This is a genomic window from Bombilactobacillus thymidiniphilus, from assembly GCF_023380245.1.
GTDB classification, from domain to species: domain Bacteria; phylum Bacillota; class Bacilli; order Lactobacillales; family Lactobacillaceae; genus Bombilactobacillus; species Bombilactobacillus thymidiniphilus.
Window position 1 is genome coordinate 1,358,190 of record NZ_CP093365.1, and the last position, 18,905, is coordinate 1,377,094.

Below are 18,905 nucleotides of genomic sequence, written 5' to 3' on the forward strand. Positions count from 1 at the left end.
TAATTTCTTGAATTGTTGTTAGATTAGCTATATACTGTATCTAAGTTGATTTCACATGACGAGTGAGCAGGAATGCTCACTCTTTTTATTGCAGATTAACAATGTGGTATGAGTAGATAAGTTATTTTAATCAAAGGGGTGTTGGCTTGGCTTCAGTTACGGAAAGTATTGAACAGATGGTTAATCCTATTTTAAGTAAGTATGGTTTTTATTTAGTAGAGATTGAATACGTCAAAGAAGGCAATAGTTGGTATTTGCGACTTTATATTGATAAGCCAGCGGGGATTGACATTGAAGAATGTTCTTTAGTCAATCAAGAATTAAGTGACGTTTTAGATGAGCAAGATCCGGACTTGATTCCGCATGCTTATTTCTTGGAGGTTTCCTCACCAGGTGCGGAACGCCCTATTAAAACGGAACGTGATTTACAATTAGCTAAAGAACAATTTATTCATGTTAGCCTTTATCAAAAGTTAAATGGACAAAAAGTTTTTGAAGGAACACTTGTTGATTACAATGCACAGGAATTAATTTTAGAAATTAAAGTTAAAACACATAAGCAGCAAATAACAATTGCTCGAAAAAGTATTGCTTCAATGCGCTTGGCAATTGAATTTTAAAGTGAGGGGATATTACGATGAGTAAAGAATTAATTGGCGCGTTAGATGCTTTGGAAGAAGAAAAAGGTATTTCTAAGGATTTAATTATTGAAGCGATGGAATCAGCTTTAGAATCAGCTTATAAACGCAATTATAATCAAGCCCCTAATGTGGAAGTTGATTTTGATGCTAAAAAGGGTGCTTTTCATGTATACATGGTGCGTAAAGTTGTTGAAGAAGTTGCTGATGAACGTTTAGAAATATCTTTAGATGACGCCTTAGCTATTAATAAGGGTTATGAACTAGGTGATCATGTTAATAAAGAAGTGACGCCTAGCAATTTTGGGCGTATTGCAGCCCAAACTGCTAAACAAGTAGTGATGCAACGAGTTCGTGAAGCAGAACGGACAAGTATCTATAATGAATATAATCAATATCAAGGCGAAATTATCCAAGGAGTAGTGCAACAACGTGATAATCGTTTTGTATATGTTGATTTGGGGCGTGTTGAAGCAGTTATGGGACGTTCTGATCAGATTTCTAGTGAATCTTATCAACCACAAGATCGAATAAAAGTTTATGTTTCCAAAGTGGAAAATACTACTAAAGGTCCGCAAATTTATGTTTCGCGTACTGATACCGGCATCATTCGGCGTTTATTTGAACAAGAAGTTCCAGAGATTTATGATGGCACTGTAGAAATTGTTTCAATCGCTCGTGAAGCTGGTGACCGTACAAAAATTGCGGTACGTTCTGATGATGCTAATATCGATCCAGTTGGGACGACTGTAGGAACGCGTGGTCAACGTGTCCAAGCGGTTGTTGATGAATTAAATGGTGAAAATGTTGACGTCGTTAAGTGGGAAGAAAATCCTTCAGATTATATTGCTAACGCGCTAAATCCGGCAGACGTGATTGCGGTACAATTTGATCAAGAAGATAATCCTAAATCTTGTATTGTGATTGTGCCAGATTATCATTTGTCTTTGGCAATTGGTAAGCGCGGGCAAAATGCCAAGTTAGCAGCTCATTTAACTGGATTTAAAATTGATATTAAGCCGGAATCTGAAGTAGAATTTGTTGATGAAACTGGTGCAGAAGTTGATGAAGAAGATCTTTAAACGATAACTTTTTAGGGTGGTGATTTGGTGAAACCAAGAAAAGTACCAATGCGCAAAGATGTTTTGACTAATGAAATGGCACCAAAAAGGTTACTGGTTAGAATCGTTCGCAACAAAGAAGGTGAAGTTTCATTAGATGAAACTGGCAAAAAGCCTGGTCGCGGCGCTTATGTAGGCTTGGATCCAAAAGCTGTGCAGGTGGCAGCAAAAAAACATACTTTAGATAAAATATTTCAATGTGAACTATCCGATGAGTTTTATGAAGAACTTTATAAGTATGTTGAGCATCAAAAAGCCCGTTTGGATTTATTTGGTGAATTAGGTAAGAAACATTGAATGAGCAAAAAATATTAAATTTCTTAGGTATTGCACAACGAGCAAATCAAATTATTTCTGGGCAAGAATTGGTTTTGAAGGCAATTAAAAAGCAGCATGCCAAATTCGTTTTTATAGCTAGCGATACTGGCAATGTGGCACAAAAAGATTTTTTATTGGCTTTGGAGCGTCAGCAAATAGCATATACGGACTATTTTTCACAAATACAATTAAGTTCTGCGATTGGTCGCTCAACTAAATCAATTGCCATTATGGATATTGGATTTGCGCAGAGATTTCGGGAGTTAATAAATGATTAATTAAATAATAGGAGCGTGAATTTATGGGCAAGAAACGAGTTTATGAATTAGCAAAAGAATTGTCTGTTTCAAGTAAAGATCTAGTAGATTTGGCTCGTAAGCACAAAATAGACGTTTCATCACATATGGCTGTTTTAACCGAGCAACAAATTAGTGATGTAACAAAATTAGTGCAACAAGCTAATAAGTCTAATAATACTCAAGTAGCAACACATCAAACTGATGAATCTAATAGCAATAAAGGAAAAACAAAAATCAAAGTGACAGCTATCCGTCATTCCATTAAACCAAGTAGTACTGCCAATGCACAGTCTGCTGATAAAACGAATAATACAAAATCTGCTAATAATAAATCCCAAAACAATCGGACTTCGACGCAGAACAATAATACTAAGCCAAATGAGCAACGTCGGAATAATAATAACAATCGACGTAACGATCGCAATTCCAATAATCGTAATCGTAATTTGAACAGTGATCACCGTTCTACGATGATGAATCGCGCTAGTGCTGGTCGTAAGCATTTAGCACAATATAAACAAAGTGTGCAAGCTTCTGCTGAGCAGATTGATAACAATCGTACTCAAAAGCGCACGAATAATAACAAAAATGCCCGTCCACAAAACTCGCAACGCAATAATAATCATAATGTGCGTCCCAATAGTTCACGCCCACAAAATAATAATGCTACGCATAATACTGCTAAAACTACTAATCATCCAGTTAATAGAACTGCTAAACCTGTGGCAACTGTGAAGCCAACAGCTATGGTTCAACCAACTGAGAAAAAGGCAGATGATAAGCAACGTCCGCAATTTACTAATAATCGACGTAAAAATGAGCATATTGATTATCGTAATCGTCCTAAGCATAAAAATAAGCGTAAATTGCGTAAACAACAAGCTAACCAACCGAAAAAAGAAATGCCTAAGCGTAAAGAACGTCCATTGCCAGAAGTTTTGGAATATGCAGTAGGTATGAATGCACAAGATTTGGGTAAAATTTTGCACCGTGAACCGGCAGAAATTGTTAAAAAATTATTTATGCTGGGAATAATGGTTAACCAAAATCAATCGTTAGACCAGGATACTATTGAGTTATTAGCAGCCGATTTCGGTTTAGAAACACGGCAAAAAGTTGAAGAAGATATTGCTGATATTGATACTTTCTTTGAAGATGAAGTTAATAATACCGATAATTTGACAGGGCGCCCACCTGTTGTCACGATCATGGGTCATGTTGACCATGGTAAGACGACGTTATTGGATAATTTGCGTCATAGCCATGTAACTGCTGGTGAAGCTGGTGGTATTACACAGCATATTGGTGCTTACCAAGTAGAATTAAATGATCGGCTAATCACCTTTTTAGATACTCCTGGACACGCAGCCTTTTCCAATATGCGTGCCCGCGGTGCAGATATCACGGATATTGTTATTTTGGTTGTTGCGGCTGATGATGGTGTTATGCCACAGACTATTGAGGCGATTAACCATGCTAAAGCTGCTGGTGATCCGATTATTGTAGCAATTAACAAAATGGATAAACCAGATGCTAATCCACAGCATGTTACTGAAGAATTAATGAATTATGGATTAATTCCTGAAGAATATGGTGGTGAAACCATTTTTGCGAACATCTCCGCTAAAGAAGGTACAGGGATTGATGATTTATTACAAATGATCTTGTTAGAGGCTGATGTTTTGGAATTACAAGCTAATCCTAAGCAGAAAGCTATTGGAACTGTCATTGAGGCACGTTTGGATAAAGGTCGTGGACCAGTTGCTAGTTTATTAATTCAACAAGGTACTTTGCACAAAGGTGATCCAATTGTGGTTGGTAATACTTTTGGGCGCGTGCGGGTGATGACTAATGATCGTGGTCAGCAAATTGATGTCGCTTATCCTTCCCAACCAGTGATGATTACTGGTTTGAATGAAGTTCCCCAATCAGCTGATCGTTTTGTAGTGTTTGCTGATGAGAAAACAGCACGTGCTGCCGGTGAAGAGCGTGCTAAACGAGCACAAATTGAAGAACGTAAACGTACTAATGCCGTTACTTTGGATAATCTGTTTGATACGATGAAACAAAATGATATGAAAAAAGTTGATGTCGTTATTAAAGGTGATGTACAAGGTTCTGTTGAAGCTTTACGGAATAGTTTAGAGAAGATTGATGTAGAAGGCGTTCGTGTGAATATTATTCATGCTGCTGTTGGTGCCATTAATGAAAGTGACGTTACTTTAGCTTCAGCAAGTAATGCGATTATTATTGGCTTTAATGTTCGTCCAACTAACCAAGCTAAAATTCAAGCTGATGAAGAGCATGTTGATATTCGTTTGCATAATGTGATTTACAATGCTATTGATGAAATTGAATCAGCTATGAAGGGTATGTTAGAGCCAGTTTACGAAGAAAAAATTATTGGTAATTTGACAGTTAGAGAAACTTATAAGGTTTCTAAATTAGGTACAATTGCTGGATGTATTGTTGACAGTGGCTTTGTACAACGTGATAGTAGCGTCCGTTTAGTTCGTGATGGCATTGTAATTTATGAAGGTCAATTGGCATCTTTGAAGCGCTTTAAAGATGATGTTAAAGAAGTTAAACAGGGCTTTGAATGTGGTATTATGATTACTGATTACAATGATATTAAAGTTGATGATCAAATCGAAGTTTATGTAATGCAAGAGGTACCAGTTAAGTAAGGAGGTGCCCGATGAAATATCGTATCGGTCGAGTAGAGCAAGAAATTCAACGTGAAGTAAATGATATTTTGTTAAAACGTGTGCGGGATCCACGCGTTAGTGGGGTAACGATTACTGGTGTAGATGTGACTGGTGATTTGCAACAAGCGACCATCTATTTTAGCATTTTATCAGATACTGCTAGTTCTGCCAGTAAGGCATTGGCAGGTTTAAATAAAGCTAAAGGATTGATTCGCCGTGAGTTGGGTCAACGTTTAACTATTTATAAAACACCTGAGCTATTCTTTAAGCAAGATGATTCCATCCGCTATGGCGAGCATATCGATCAATTGATCCGCCAATTGCATGAAAAAGAAAATGATTAAAAAAAGCTTGTTGTTGATATTTTTATCGACAACAAGCTTTTTTATTTTGCTAATTGATCTTTCCAAAATTGCCAAGCTAATTCTTCATAAAATTGACAACCTAATAGATAATTTTTGATACTAACCCATTCATTATCCTGATGATCGCTAATGCCTTCACCCGGCCCACAGACTAGAATAGGCATGTTAGGTACTTTAACATATTCACAAGCTTCCGTTGCACCAGTGCCAGCAATTATTTCTCCAGGTAAGTGTAATTTATTTTGTAAGACGCCTTGTGCCACAAGTACTAATTTATTATGTGATTGATCAGGTAATGGTGGCTCTGGATAGCGATATTCGATTGTTAACTGTGCATCATCAGCTTGATTAATTTGCTCAATAGCATTATCCAGAAATTGATAAATTTGCTTATGTGAATAAGCTGGTATGGTACGAATATTGCCTGTTAATTGGGCTTTGGCAGGAACTGAATTAATTTGTTCACCACCATTAATCTGACTTAAAACATGCGTCATTTGACCTAATTTTGGATCTGAAATAGTGGCTTGTTCAAAATAATCATGTACTTTTTGTGCAAATAAAATTAATGGCCAAATAGCATTTTGCCCAGCCTCAGGTTTTGAAGCATGCGATGCTAGACCGACTGAAGTCACACAATAATCAATAACGCCCTTGTGAGTGACTTCCAATTGCAAATTGGAAGGTTCTCCAATTACAATGCCGGCTAAATCATCGACTAAACCTTGTTGTACCACCTGATTGGCACCATATTCGCCAGTTTCTTCGCCAATAGTTGCTAATAGGCGAATACGCCCTGGTAGTGGCTGGTTGCTTGCCAATAAATCTAACATGGCAACTACCATTGCTGCTAAACCAGATTTCATATCACTAGCGCCACGACCATAAATTCTATCATCGCGCATCGTACCTACAAAAGGATCTGTTTGCCATTGATCTTTATCAGCTGCTACTACATCTTCGTGTCCGCTAAATCCTAGAATAGGTCCTTGTGTGCCCACAGTTATCAATAAATTGTCACGTCCAGGAGCAAAAGAAATACGCTTTAGCTGAGCTCGATCGGCAAAGGGGACAAATAAATGTGTCAGATAATCAGCTACTTGGCTTTCATTTTGATCCACTGTCTCAATGCTAATTAAATCTGTCAAAATCTTTAAAGCTTGCTTTGGTTCCATTATTCACCTCTATGATGCTAAAATTTTGGTCAAAAATTCTTGGGCGCGAACAGTTTGAGGTTGCTGGAAAAATTGCTCTGGCGGTGTCATTTCTTGAATTTTGCCCTTTGCCATGAACCAAATTTGGTCCGCTACATTGCGTGCAAATCCCATCTCGTGCGTCACAACAATCATAGTCATGCCTTTTTGAGCTAAATCTTGCATAACTTTTAAAACCTCACCTACCATTTCTGGATCTAAAGCCGAAGTAGGTTCGTCGAATAAAAGAACTTGGGGATCCATCATTAGGGCTCTGGCAATAGCCACTCTTTGTTGTTGCCCACCAGATAGATTAGCAGGAAAAGCTTCTTTTTTAGCACTTAAACCCACCTGATGCAAAAGAGATTGTGCTTTAGCAATCATTTGTGGCTCAGATAATTGTTTAACCTTGAGGGGGGCTAATGTTAAGTTGTCTAAAACAGTCATATTAGGAAATAGATTAAATTGTTGAAATACCATGCCCATTTTTTGGCGTAAATCATCTAATTGCTTATCGGATAACGTGGTCAAATCTTGCTCTTTAAAAAAAACTGATCCAGAAGTGGGTTTATCTAATAAATTTAAACATCTTAAAAAAGTACTCTTACCTGCACCGGAAGGACCGATTAAACAAATAACTTGTCCTTGATAAATTTGGGCATCAATCTGGTTTAAAATGATATTTTGTCCAAAAGTTTTAGTTAATTTTTCTGTACTTAATAATGGAGTTTGTTGATTAATCATTGCTATGACCCATTTTCCTTTCAAAATATTTCATTGAACGTGATAAGCTAAAAGTAATAATGAAATATAGAATCATTGTGATTACTAAAGGCATAACACCACGATAAGTGTCCGCTTGTACAAGTCGTGATTGATAAATTAAATCTTTAACACCAATAACAGAAACGATGGAACTTTCCTTAATGAGAGAAATAAATTCATTGCCTAAAGCTGGCCAGATATTTTGTATGGCTTGTGGGAAAATAACATATCGCATTGTCAATTGGCGTGACATTCCCAGTGAGCGTGCAGCTTCTTTTTGCCCCACATTAATAGAATTAATGCCTGAGCGAATAACTTCTGCCACATAAGCTGCTGAGTTTAAGGAAACAGCGATGATACCTGATAACAAAGCGGGAATGTTGACTACAATGCCTAAACCAAAATAAATAAATAATAATTGCACCATTAAAGGTGTTCCCCGCACAAATTCGATATATGCGCCGGCTATTTTTTTTGCCCAGCTATTTTTACTTAAGCGCATTAAGCTTAGAAAAATGCCTAGTAATAAACCCAAGCAAACTGAAAGGGCAGAAATCATTAGCGTATAGCCAATGCCAGCTAAAAAGAAGTCTTTATAAGCCCACATTGAATTAGCTTTTTGCCGGTCTTTTTTTGATTTATGATTAGTCATATATTTACTAACTTTAGGCAGATAAACTTTGTTGATTAAATCATTTTTGCGAATTTTGGTGATGGATTGATTGGCAACTTGTACTAGCGAGTTAGCACCTTTGGGGAAAGCCACTGCTGAACCTGCACTAGATGTTTTAAAGCCAGAAGGAATTCTGATTAAGCCATTGGTGTTTTGAATAAAGGCCTTTGCTGTGGCAGTGTCAACAGCCAAAGCATCAATTTTGTGTGTTTGTAATGCCAATATCAGGTCATTGTCTTTATCCATACCTTTGAGTTTAGCTTTTTTAGCTTGTTGTTTAACTAGTGAATATTGAATGGAGCCAGTTTGTGCGCCGATTGTCCTATTTGAAAGTGATCGGTAATTGTGATACCTATGTATATCTGCTTGCCGAATTAATAAATCCTGCCCACTTTGATAATAATTCTTACTAAAGGACACACTTTTAGCCCGTTGTGGCGTATTATTCATACCAGAAATGACCATATCAACTTTGCCGGTTTCCAGTGCCACTAATAAAGAATCAAAATCCATCCGTTCAACTACTAATTTAACGCCTAAATCAGACGCAATTTCTTGCCCCACTTCTACATCTAAACCAACTACGGTTGACTTGCCATGAATATTTTTCACAAATTCATATGGGGGAAAGTCTGGACTAGTTCCCATGACTAGTTCTTTTTTTGCTTTAATTTTTTGCACATAATTTTCGTGTATAGTATCTGCAGCTTTTATAGGTGTGTTGATTGTAATACATCCTATAAGTGCCACAAAGATACCTAAAACTGGCAACCAGTATTTTTGTTTATTCATTAATAGATCCTCCTTATTTATAACTGCATTATAAAATAAGGAGTAAAAATTGCAATGCTTTAATGGATTAACTTTACATAACAACAAATATATATTATTGACTGCGGTTACTTAAAGTATTGATTTTACCATTCTCAGATACGCGATAACTGCCCAGATAACCAGATGCACCTTGTTCACTTTCAGATGTTGAAACTAGTTTGAAAGTGTAATATTGTGGATGAAAGCTAGTTTTGTTTTGCTTTTCAAAACGCACATCAGCATCGTCAACTAACCCTAAGTATCTGCGTAAATAACTTTCGGCTACAGTAGAATTAGTTAAGTGAATTGTCGAAGTATGCTGTTGACTTGATTTTTTATTAGAATTTGCAAAGTGAACGTGTTCAGTTTTAGATGGATTTTTCTTTAGATGAGTATTTCGATGGTGACCACAAGCGCTTAAAAGCATTGCTAAATTTAGCATCAATAATAATTTCCATAATTTATTCATTATCAACCTCTAAGCAATTAAGTTTATTATTAATGATTGCAGAAAAATAATTAAATAGCAATGTAATATTGAGATTTTACTATTACTATTTAACTAAATATCACCAACAATATGTTACTTAATTCGTTTAGGGGGAGTTATAGGATATCTTTCTTTATTAGTACCGCTTTTTGTTGGCATAGCTTTATTCATTAGCTTATTGGCAAAATAAATATGCTATAATTTTAAGCAATGACTTATTGATTGAAGGTAAATTCATGAATGGAATTATTCCCCTGTATAAACCACGCGGTGTGACCAGCGCAGATTGTGTTTATCAGTTGCGTAAAATTTTGCACGAGAAAAAAATAGGGCATACTGGCACATTGGACCCGGAAGTAGATGGTGTATTAGTAATTTGTGTTGGACAAGCAACCAAGTTAGTGAATCGTTTAATGATTTCCCACAAAGTTTATCAAGGTCAGATTTTGTTGGGACAAGAAACGACTACCGAAGACGCAACTGGTGAGGTCGTGAAGCAAAAACCAGTGGATAAACCATATTCAGATCAACAAATTTCAACAGCTATGCTGGAATTAACTGGTAATATTAAGCAACAGCCGCCCATGTTTTCAGCTGTGAAGATCAATGGTAAAAAGTTATATGAATATGCGCGTGCAGGCCAAAGTGTGGAGCGTCCTATTCGCGATGTAGAAATTTATCAATTTAAGCAGACGGAATCAACTATTTTTGACGAGCAGCTACATCAACAAACTATAGCTTTTGAAGTGGAGTGTTCCAAAGGTACTTATATTCGGACTTTAGCAGTGCAATTAGGTCAACTACTGCAAGTACCAGCACATATGAAGCAACTTACACGCACGAAAGGCAGTCATTTTGCACTGGCGCAGACCTTTACATTGGAGCAAATTCAAGCACAGTTTGCGCATGGTCAAACAGATTTTTTGATTTCATTAACCAATTTGTTAAAACCATTAGTTTCAGTAGATTTGACTGTTAATCAGTGGCAAGTTGTACAAAATGGCGGTCGATTAAAATTGGCACAAAATGCATCGGAAATAATTTTAAGATATCAAGGAATTGTCAAAGCCATTTATCGCCACCAGCAAGACTTTTATGAACCAGAATTAATGCTTTTAAAAAATGATTTATGAGGTTGTGAAATGCAAGTAGAATTTTTATGCTATCCTAACTTGGATGCGGCTGATCTAACAACGCCCAAAGTTCTGGCAGCCGGTTTTTTTGATGGTGTTCATTTAGGACACAAGAACGTAATTCAAACAGCGATTCGCTTGGCACGCTCTAAGAACCAAGTGGCAGCCGTTTTGACGTTTGATCGGCATCCAGCAACTGTTTTTGGGCAATATCCACCAGATAAGATTTTTCAGTATTTAACGCCTTTGGCACGTAAATTAGAAATTTTTGAGCAACTAGGGGTGGATATTGTTTATATTGCGGAATTTAATGATCAGTTTATGAAACTACCTCCGAAAAAATTTATTAATGATTTTTTGATTAAATTAGGTTTGACCACTTTAGTGGCTGGCTATGACTGGACATTTGGTCCTAAAGCGGTGGCTACGATGGATTATTTGCGCCAACTTGCACAAGGTCGTTTTCAAATTTGCCAAGTGCCAGAATTAATTTACGAGAAAAATAAAGTATCTTCTACTAACATTCGCAATTATCTTAAAGAAGGCGAAATTACAGCGGCCAACTTGATGCTTAGTTACAATTATCGCAATCAAGGTGTAGTAGTTCATGGAGCTAAAATGGGACGTCAATTGGGCTATCCGACAGCTAATTTAGCCGTTGGCGCTGATCAATTGCTACCGCGGATTGGTGTTTATGTAACGCGGGTTTTAGTAGCAGGTAAGTGGTATCCAGCGATGACTTCGATTGGGCGTAATATCACTTTTAAGCGTGGTGATAATCCGTTGACTGTGGAAGCTAATTTGTTAAATTTTGAACGAGATTTGTATGGGCAAGAATTGACAATTGAATGGTTATATTACTTACGTGATGAAATTAAATTTGCGGATGCCACAGGATTGATGGATCAGTTAGCAGTTGATCAACAAAGCACTGAAAAATATTTTGGTAAAAAGTAGCAATCGACTTGACATAGTGCTGATTGATTGCTATATTCTATGTGTTAGCACTAAGAAGTACTGAGTGCTAAAATGAGGTGATTTGTTTTGATAACTGAGAGACAGGCAACAATTTTAAAAGCAATTGTGCAACAGTATATTGAAACTGGTCAACCAATTGGTTCCAAGGCTTTGATGGATTTGTTGCCAACGCATGTTAGTTCGGCGACCATTCGTAATGATATGGCTAGTTTAGAGCAGGCCGGCTTGATTGAAAAGATTCACTTGTCTTCAGGTCGTGTCCCTTCTATTCAAGGTTATCGCTATTATTTGGATAACTTGTTAGAACCGATTAGTGTCTCTGAACAAATGTCTGAATTGATTCAGTCAGATTTTTCTGAGCACCAGTTCAATAAAATTGATGAAATTGTAGCACAATCAGTTAAAATTTTATCCAATTTGACTAGCTATACAGCCATTGCTTTGAGTCCAGAAAGTAAAAGTGTTAGATTAACTGATCTTAGAGCCTTACCGCTTGGAGCTAATCAAGTGCTTGCTATTGTTATGACTAGTAATGCTGAAGTGTATAGTCAAGTATATCGCTTGCCAAATGGTTTTTCTGGTGATCAAGTAGAAAAAATAGTACGACTTGTGTGTGATCATTTAATAAATAAGACTTTGTGTGAAGCACAGCGGTGGATTAAAAATGAATTTCCACAGGTAATTAAGAATTATATTGAAGATCCAGCAAGTTTGGTTTCGTTGCTAAGCGACGCTTTAGAACAAGTGTCTGGTGATCATTTCTTTGTTGATGGGCAATCTAATTTATTAAATTACGTTGACGCACCGAATAGCACTAACTTAAAGTTTTTTTATTCGCTGTTTGAAAATGACAACAATTTATCACAATTGTTGGGATTACATGAATTGACAGCTGATCCAGGTGATACTATTCAAGAAGGAATTAATGTTCGCTTGGGTTATGATTTAAATCCACAAGTTTTGAAAAACTACAGTTTAATTACTGCCAAGTATGATTTGGCTGATTATGGTGCTGGAATTTTAGCTTTATTAGGACCGACTAACATGCCTTATTCGGAATTGATCGGTTTGATTTCGTCTTTGCGGCAGGAGTTGGCTAAGAACTTAATTAATTATTTTGGTGAATTAAATGGAAATTCCGGTTAGGAGGAATTGTAATTATGAAGCAAAATGAGATTAATCCGGAAGAATTTCCGTCAGAAGAAGATGAACAGATTGAATCCGTAGATTCTGATCAGGAACAACCCAAAACGGATGATGCACTTGTTGATAAGCTATTAGATGCTAATCAAGAACTAGAAAAAAAATTAAAAGATAGTCAAGATCAACTTTTACGATCACAAGCTGAGATTCAAAATATTAAAAAGCATAATCAGCAGGATCAAGCTAATTTAATCAAATACGATGGTCAAAAATTAGCGACAGCTATTTTGCCGTCAATTGATAACTTGCAAAGAGCATTGCAAGCTCAAGCAGAAGAACATGAATCTGCCATTGTTACGGGTGTAGAAATGGTTTTAAAACAGTTGCAGCAAGCTTTGAGTGAAAACAACATTACTGAAATTGTGGCAACTGATGTAAAGTTTGATCCAACCTTGCATCAGGCTGTACAAATGGTACCAGCTGATGATGAACATGAACCAGAGACAGTAGTACAGGTTTTACAAACTGGCTATAAATTAAAAGATCGTGTCTTACGGCCTAGTATGGTTGTCGTAGCACAATAAAATGAGGAAGGTTAAGATATTATGTCAAAAATTATTGGTATTGATTTAGGAACAACTAACTCAGCTGTTGCTGTTTTAGAGGGTGGCGAACCTAAGATTATTGCTAATCCTGAAGGAGGACGAACAACACCTTCTGTAGTTGCCTTTAAGGATGGCGAAACACAGGTTGGTGAAGTGGCTAAACGTCAAGCAATTACTAATCCAAATACGATTTCATCTATTAAGAGCCACATGGGGGAAGCAGGTTATAAAGTTAGTGTTGATGGCAAAGATTACACACCTCAAGAAGTTTCGGCAATGATTTTGCAATATATTAAGGGCTTTTCCGAAAAATATTTAGGTGAAGAAGTTACTGAAGCAGTTATCACTGTGCCAGCTTATTTCAATGATGCACAACGTCAGGCAACTAAAGATGCTGGTAAAATTGCTGGCTTAGATGTTAAGCGGATTATTAATGAACCAACAGCTTCAGCTTTAGCTTATGGCTTAGATAAGAGTGATGCTGACGAAAAAGTTTTAGTTTATGATCTTGGTGGTGGTACGTTTGATGTTTCCATTCTTGAATTAGGTGACGGCGTCTTCCAAGTTCTTTCCACTAATGGTGATACTCATTTGGGTGGTGACAATTTTGACCAAGCAATCATTGATTGGTTAGTTGCTGACTTCAAAGCTCAAAATAGTATTGATCTAGCACAAGACAAGATGGCTTTACAGCGTTTGAAAGATGCTGCTGAAAAAGCTAAAAAAGATTTATCTGGTATGAGTGAAACTGAAATTAGTTTGCCGTTTATTTCTGCTGGTGCTGCTGGTCCTTTGCATTTGCAAACAACCTTATCACGTGCAAAATTTAATGAATTGACAGCTGATTTAGTAGATCGTACTAAGATCCCTGTAGAAAATGCTTTAAAAGATGCTGGTTTAAGCAATTCTGACATTGATAAAGTTATTTTAAATGGTGGTTCAACGCGGATTCCTGCCGTTCAAGAAGCTGTTAAAAATTGGACGGGTAAAGAACCTGATCATTCCATTAATCCTGATGAAGCAGTTGCTTTAGGAGCTGCTATTCAAGGTGGTGTGATTACCGGTGATGTTAAAGATGTTGTCTTGTTAGACGTTACGCCACTATCTTTAGGTATTGAAACAATGGGTGGTGTTTCCACGAAGTTAATTGATCGTAATACAACTATTCCAACCAGCAAATCGCAAGTATTTTCCACGGCTGCTGATAATCAACCGGCTGTTGATATTCACGTGTTGCAAGGTGAGCGTTCAATGGCAGCAGATAACAAAACTTTGGGTCGTTTCCAATTGACGGATATCCCTGCTGCTCCTCGTGGCGTACCACAAATTGAAGTTACTTTTGATATCGACAAAAATGGTATTGTGAATGTTTCTGCTAAAGATTTAGGTACTGGTAAATCACAAAAGATTACTATCAAGAGTTCATCTGGTCTATCTGATGACGAAATCGAACGGATGAAACAAGAGGCTCAAGAAAATGAAGAGTCTGATAAGAAACGTAAAGAAGAAGCTGATTTACGTAATGAAGTTGATCAATTAATTTTCACGACCGATAAGACTTTGAAAGATCTTGAAGGCAAAGTTTCAGAAGAAGAAATTAAGCAAGCGCAAGATGCGAAAGAAGCATTGCAAAAAGCTCAAACTGATAATGATTTAGAAGCTATGAAAGCTAAAAAAGATGATTTGAATAAAATTGTGCAAGATCTATCAGTTAAGTTGTACCAACAAGCACAAGAACAAAGTGCTGATGCAGCAACTGATGATCAAGCAGGCACAGATGACAAAACAGTTGATGGTGACTTTACAGAAGTTGACCCCGATAAGAAATAGTAATTACCTGAATTGGGACAATTGGCATTTGCCTGTTGTCTCAATTTGTTGTATTTAAATAAATTGATAAAAAAAGAAAGGTCATGTCAAGATGGATCCTTATGAAACCTTAGGCTTGGATCGGAATGCCTCTGATGATGAAATTAAAAAGGCTTACCGAAAATTATCCAAGAAATATCATCCTGATATTAATCAAGAGTCAGGTGCCGAAGAAAAGTTTAAAGAAGTCAATGATGCTTATGATATTTTAAAAGATCCGCAAAAAAAAGCTCGTTTTGATCAATATGGTGCTACTGATGATCAAGCTGGTTTTGGTGGCGGTAGTCAGGGATTTGGTGGTTTTGATGGTGGCGGTTTTGGCGATTTTAGTGATATTTTTGAATCGTTTTTTGGCGGTGGTTCAACCAGGCAGCAAAATCCTAATGCGCCACGAACTGGTCGTGATTTAGAATATCGTTTAAAAATAAAGTTTGATGAAGCTGTTTTTGGTGGGCAACAAACGGTTCGTTATAATCGTAGTGAAATATGTGCTACTTGTGATGGTTCAGGTGCTAAACCAGGAACGACGGCTAAGACTTGTCATAAATGCCATGGTAGTGGTCATATTCAAGTCAACCAGCGTACACCTTTAGGTGTTATGCAAAGTCAACAAGTATGTGATGTTTGTGGTGGTACCGGAAAAGAAATTAGTGATAAATGTCCAGATTGTCACGGTCGTGGTAAAGTTACTAAAAGTCATGCTGTGGAAGTAACGATTCCTGCTGGAATTGATAACGGGCAGCGTTTGCGTTTAGATGGGCAAGGTGAAGCTGGTGATAACCAAGGTGGTTATGGTGATCTATACGTAACTTTTGAAATTGAACCCAGCAAAGATTTTGAACGTGATGGAACGACTTTATATTCACATGAAACGATTTCTTTCCCGCAAGCAGCTTTGGGTGATACGATTCAAGTGAAAACTATTCGCGGTAAAGTAGAACTGAAAATCCCTGCTGGAACACAATCGGGGACCGTCTTTCGTTTGAAAGAACAAGGTGTTCCTAGATTACAAGGTAACGGTATTGGTGATCAGCGTACAACAATTGAAATTGTGACACCAAAACATTTAAATGAAAAGCAAAAGCAAGCTCTACAAAATTATGCTGAATTAGGTGGGGGTAAAGTTAAAGAACAAGATCGCAATCTTTTTGAACGTATGCGTGATAACATGAAAGATAAATTTAAATAATTTCAAAAAGATTCATAGGTGACTATGGATCTTTTTGTTATAGTATTAATTAGGAAATGATAAAGAGGTTAGTTCATGACGGATCCAAAATTAACAGATAAACAAAAATATATCCGCAATTTTTCTATTGTGGCACATATTGATCATGGTAAATCAACGATTGCCGATCGTATTTTGGAAATGACTGATACTATCGCTGAACGCGATATGGAAAATCAAATTTTAGATGATATGGATATTGAGCGTGAGCGGGGAATTACTATTAAGCTTAATGCGGTAGAACTAAAATATCAGTCTAAAGATGGGCACACTTATACTTTTCATTTGATTGATACTCCCGGACATGTAGATTTTTCATATGAAGTATCGCGCAGTTTAGCTGCTTGTGAAGGAGCGTTACTGGTTGTAGATGCAGCTCAAGGTGTGCAAGCTCAAACAATGGCAAATGCTTATTTAGCTGTAGATAACGATCTAGAAATTTTGCCAGTTATCAATAAAATTGATTTGCCCGCTGCTGATAGTGCTCGCGTACAAGATGAGATTGAAGACATGATTGGAGTCCCGGCTGAGGACGCTGTTTTAACTAGCGCTAAAAGTGGCTTGGGGATTGCTGAATTATTAGAGCGCATTGTTAGTGATGTACCTGCACCTGCTGGCGATCTTAATGCGCCTTTAAAAGCTTTGATCTTCGATTCAGTTTATGATAGTTATCGTGGCGTTGTCTTGAGTGTGCGAATTTTTGATGGAAAAGTTAAAATTGGTGATAAAATAAAGCTTATGAGTAATGGTAAAACCTTTGAAGTTACTGAAGTGGGTGTAATGTCGCCTAAAGCTGTTCCACAAGACAATCTCAGCGTTGGTGATGTTGGGTATATTACAGCTAGCATTAAGACTGTGCAGGATACGCGTGTTGGAGATACAATTACTTTAGCGGATAATCCAACAAAACAGCCTTTACAAGGCTATCGCAAAATAACACCAATGGTTTATTCAGGTATGTATTCTGTGGACAATTCTAAATATGAAGATTTACGGGAATCTTTAGAAAAATTACAATTAAATGATGCTTCTTTGGAATTTGAACCAGAAACTTCTCAAGCATTAGGATTTGGTTTTCGTGTAGGCTTTTTAGGATTACTACACATGGACGTGATTCAAGAACGTTTAGAACGTGAATTTGGCTTAGATTTGATTATGACAGCGCCCTCAGTAAATTATGAAATCAATTTGACTAATGGCGAGCAATTAATTATTGATAATCCATCCAAAATGCCGGATATTTCTGAAATTAAAGAAATTAAAGAACCAATGGTACGTGCAGAAATCATGGTTCCAAAAGATTATGTGGGGGCGGTCATGGAATTAGCCCAAAGTAGGCGCGGCCATTTTGACACCATGGATTATTTAGATGATTATCATGTGAATATTATTTATAAATTGCCTTTGGCGGAGATCATTTATGACTTTTTTGACGATTTAAAATCCAATACGCGTGGATTTGCTTCTTTTGATTATCAAATTACCGGTTATGAGCCAACTGATATGGTTAAAATGGATATTTTACTGAATTCGGAACCAGTCGATGCGTTGAGTTTTATTGTACACCGAGATTTTGCGTATGATCGTGGGCGTAAAATTGTTCAAAAATTAAAGGGAATTATTCCGCGACAGCAGTTTGAAGTTGCGATTCAAGCAGCGATTGGTAATAAAATTGTAGCGCGTTCCACAGTTAAAGCTTATCGAAAAGATGTGACCGGGCCACTTTATGGTGGTGATCAGACGCGTAAAAATAAACTTTTAGACAAGCAAAAACGCGGCAAGAAGCGCATGAAAGATGTTGGTAGTGTTACAGTTCCTCAAGAAGCTTTTATGGCGGTTTTACAAAGTGATGATAATGATACAAAATAGTCTTGAAGAGGGTAGGTTGAAAGCTAACTTATGAAAAGATTTTGGAAATGGTTTGGGACAATTCTCGTTGTGTTAGTGGCTTTGATATTAATCTTCAATGCGCAAATTAAGGGATTAATGGTTAAAGAGTTGGCACAAGAGCAGTTGACTAGTGTCACGCGTAAGCAAATTAAGCAAAACGAGTTGCGCGATGGATCATTCAATTATTCCAAAGTGAAACCTATTACTGCTAAACAAGTAGTTCGTGCCAATTTGAAACATAACGCTGCTGTTTTAGGCAAGATTGCCATCCCTGCGGTTAATTTAAAGTTGCCTATTGTTAAAGGCATGGATGATACAGCATTGTCTACGGGCGCCGGTACGATGAAACCTGATGAAAAAATGGGACATGGAAATTATGCTTTAGCTGGTCATTACATGACACAAAAAGGAGCTTTGTTTTCGCCTTTAGAAGATACTAAAATTGGTGATTTAGTGTATATCACAGATTTGAAAAATGTGTATATTTACAAAATCACCTTGAAACAAATTATTTCACCGCATGCTACTTGGATGATTAATGATCAAAAAGGATCTAAATTATTGAGTTTAGTAACGTGTGCTGATGGTGGCGCTAATCGCTGGATTGTACAAGGCGATCTAGTGCAAACCCAAGTCGCTAATCGCGCCACTTTATCCACTTTTAGTTAGGAGTATT

At 37.0% G+C, this 18,905-nt stretch carries 17 protein-coding genes and 1 pseudogene; 14 read left to right on the top strand and 4 right to left on the bottom strand.

The annotated features are described in order from the left end of the window. Positions 1-146 precede the first annotated feature (146 nt). The 6 genes and pseudogenes from rimP to rbfA all read left to right on the top strand — a co-directional run bounded on the left by rimP (position 147) and on the right by rbfA (position 5,428). Complete coding sequence (rimP, locus tag MOO47_RS06905; RefSeq protein WP_249512722.1) at positions 147-620, top strand: ribosome maturation factor RimP; 474 nt, start codon at positions 147-149, stop codon at positions 618-620. A 17-nt stretch (positions 621-637) separates the two neighbouring features. Further along, positions 638-1,687: pseudogene (gene nusA, locus MOO47_RS06910) on the top strand (transcription termination factor NusA); the annotation flags it as partial. Between the two features lie 60 nt (positions 1,688-1,747). Next, positions 1,748-2,056 (top strand): RNase P modulator RnpM, encoded by a 309-nt coding sequence (gene rnpM / locus MOO47_RS06915; protein WP_317617088.1) that lies wholly within the window; start codon positions 1,748-1,750, stop codon positions 2,054-2,056. After that, positions 2,053-2,355, top strand: coding sequence for a L7Ae/L30e/S12e/Gadd45 family ribosomal protein (locus MOO47_RS06920; protein WP_249512724.1), 303 nt, complete (start codon positions 2,053-2,055; stop codon positions 2,353-2,355). The genes rnpM and MOO47_RS06920 overlap by 4 nt, the downstream gene beginning before the upstream one ends. 23 nt (positions 2,356-2,378) lie before the next feature. Next, a complete protein-coding gene (infB, locus tag MOO47_RS06925; protein WP_249512725.1) occupies positions 2,379-5,063 on the top strand; it encodes a translation initiation factor IF-2 in 2,685 nt (894 codons plus the stop codon). Between the two features lie 11 nt (positions 5,064-5,074). After that, a complete protein-coding gene (rbfA, locus tag MOO47_RS06930) occupies positions 5,075-5,428 on the top strand; it encodes a 30S ribosome-binding factor RbfA (protein ID WP_249512726.1) in 354 nt (117 codons plus the stop codon). Positions 5,429-5,469: 41 nt separating this feature from the next. On the opposite strand, the gene MOO47_RS06935 is transcribed toward rbfA, so the two are convergent. From MOO47_RS06935 to MOO47_RS06950, 4 genes are all read right to left on the bottom strand, one after another. Next, on the bottom strand, positions 5,470-6,624 hold the full coding sequence (locus MOO47_RS06935; protein WP_249512727.1) for an ArgE/DapE family deacylase: 1,155 nt from the start codon (positions 6,622-6,624) through the stop codon (positions 5,470-5,472). Between the two features lie 9 nt (positions 6,625-6,633). Further along, positions 6,634-7,386, bottom strand: a complete 753-nt coding sequence (locus MOO47_RS06940; protein ID WP_249512728.1) for an amino acid ABC transporter ATP-binding protein — start codon at positions 7,384-7,386, stop codon at positions 6,634-6,636. Then, positions 7,379-8,872 carry an ABC transporter substrate-binding protein/permease gene (locus tag MOO47_RS06945; RefSeq protein WP_249512729.1) on the bottom strand — a complete coding sequence of 498 codons (1,494 nt, stop codon included), beginning with the start codon at positions 8,870-8,872 and terminating at the stop codon, positions 7,379-7,381. Before MOO47_RS06945 ends, MOO47_RS06940 begins: the two co-directional genes overlap by 8 nt. 94 nt (positions 8,873-8,966) lie before the next feature. Beyond that, positions 8,967-9,362 carry a hypothetical protein gene (locus MOO47_RS06950; protein WP_249512730.1) on the bottom strand — a complete coding sequence of 132 codons (396 nt, stop codon included), beginning with the start codon at positions 9,360-9,362 and terminating at the stop codon, positions 8,967-8,969. 257 nt (positions 9,363-9,619) lie between these two features. Here MOO47_RS06950 and truB point away from each other — a divergent pair, with 257 nt between their 5' ends. The 8 genes from truB to MOO47_RS06990 all read left to right on the top strand — a co-directional run bounded on the left by truB (position 9,620) and on the right by MOO47_RS06990 (position 18,898). After that, positions 9,620-10,516, top strand: coding sequence for a tRNA pseudouridine(55) synthase TruB (gene truB / locus MOO47_RS06955; RefSeq protein ID WP_249512731.1), 897 nt, complete (start codon positions 9,620-9,622; stop codon positions 10,514-10,516). Positions 10,517-10,525: 9 nt separating this feature from the next. After that, complete coding sequence (gene ribF, locus MOO47_RS06960; RefSeq protein ID WP_249512732.1) at positions 10,526-11,473, top strand: riboflavin biosynthesis protein RibF; 948 nt, start codon at positions 10,526-10,528, stop codon at positions 11,471-11,473. Between the two features lie 87 nt (positions 11,474-11,560). Next, positions 11,561-12,640 (top strand): heat-inducible transcriptional repressor HrcA, encoded by a 1,080-nt coding sequence (gene hrcA, locus MOO47_RS06965; protein WP_249512733.1) that lies wholly within the window; start codon positions 11,561-11,563, stop codon positions 12,638-12,640. Between the two features lie 14 nt (positions 12,641-12,654). Next, positions 12,655-13,221, top strand: a complete 567-nt coding sequence (grpE, locus tag MOO47_RS06970) for a nucleotide exchange factor GrpE (protein ID WP_249512734.1) — start codon at positions 12,655-12,657, stop codon at positions 13,219-13,221. A gap of 21 nt (positions 13,222-13,242) precedes the next feature. After that, positions 13,243-15,072 (top strand): molecular chaperone DnaK, encoded by a 1,830-nt coding sequence (gene dnaK / locus MOO47_RS06975; RefSeq protein WP_249512735.1) that lies wholly within the window; start codon positions 13,243-13,245, stop codon positions 15,070-15,072. A gap of 91 nt (positions 15,073-15,163) precedes the next feature. Beyond that, positions 15,164-16,300 carry a molecular chaperone DnaJ gene (dnaJ, locus tag MOO47_RS06980; protein WP_249512736.1) on the top strand — a complete coding sequence of 379 codons (1,137 nt, stop codon included), beginning with the start codon at positions 15,164-15,166 and terminating at the stop codon, positions 16,298-16,300. 75 nt (positions 16,301-16,375) lie between these two features. After that, positions 16,376-18,208 carry a translation elongation factor 4 gene (gene lepA, locus MOO47_RS06985; protein WP_249512737.1) on the top strand — a complete coding sequence of 611 codons (1,833 nt, stop codon included), beginning with the start codon at positions 16,376-16,378 and terminating at the stop codon, positions 18,206-18,208. Positions 18,209-18,238: 30 nt separating this feature from the next. Next, the gene (locus MOO47_RS06990; protein ID WP_249512738.1) at positions 18,239-18,898 is read left to right on the top strand and encodes a class A sortase; all 660 of its coding nucleotides are present in this window, start codon (positions 18,239-18,241) and stop codon (positions 18,896-18,898) included. Positions 18,899-18,905: the final 7 nt, after the last annotated feature.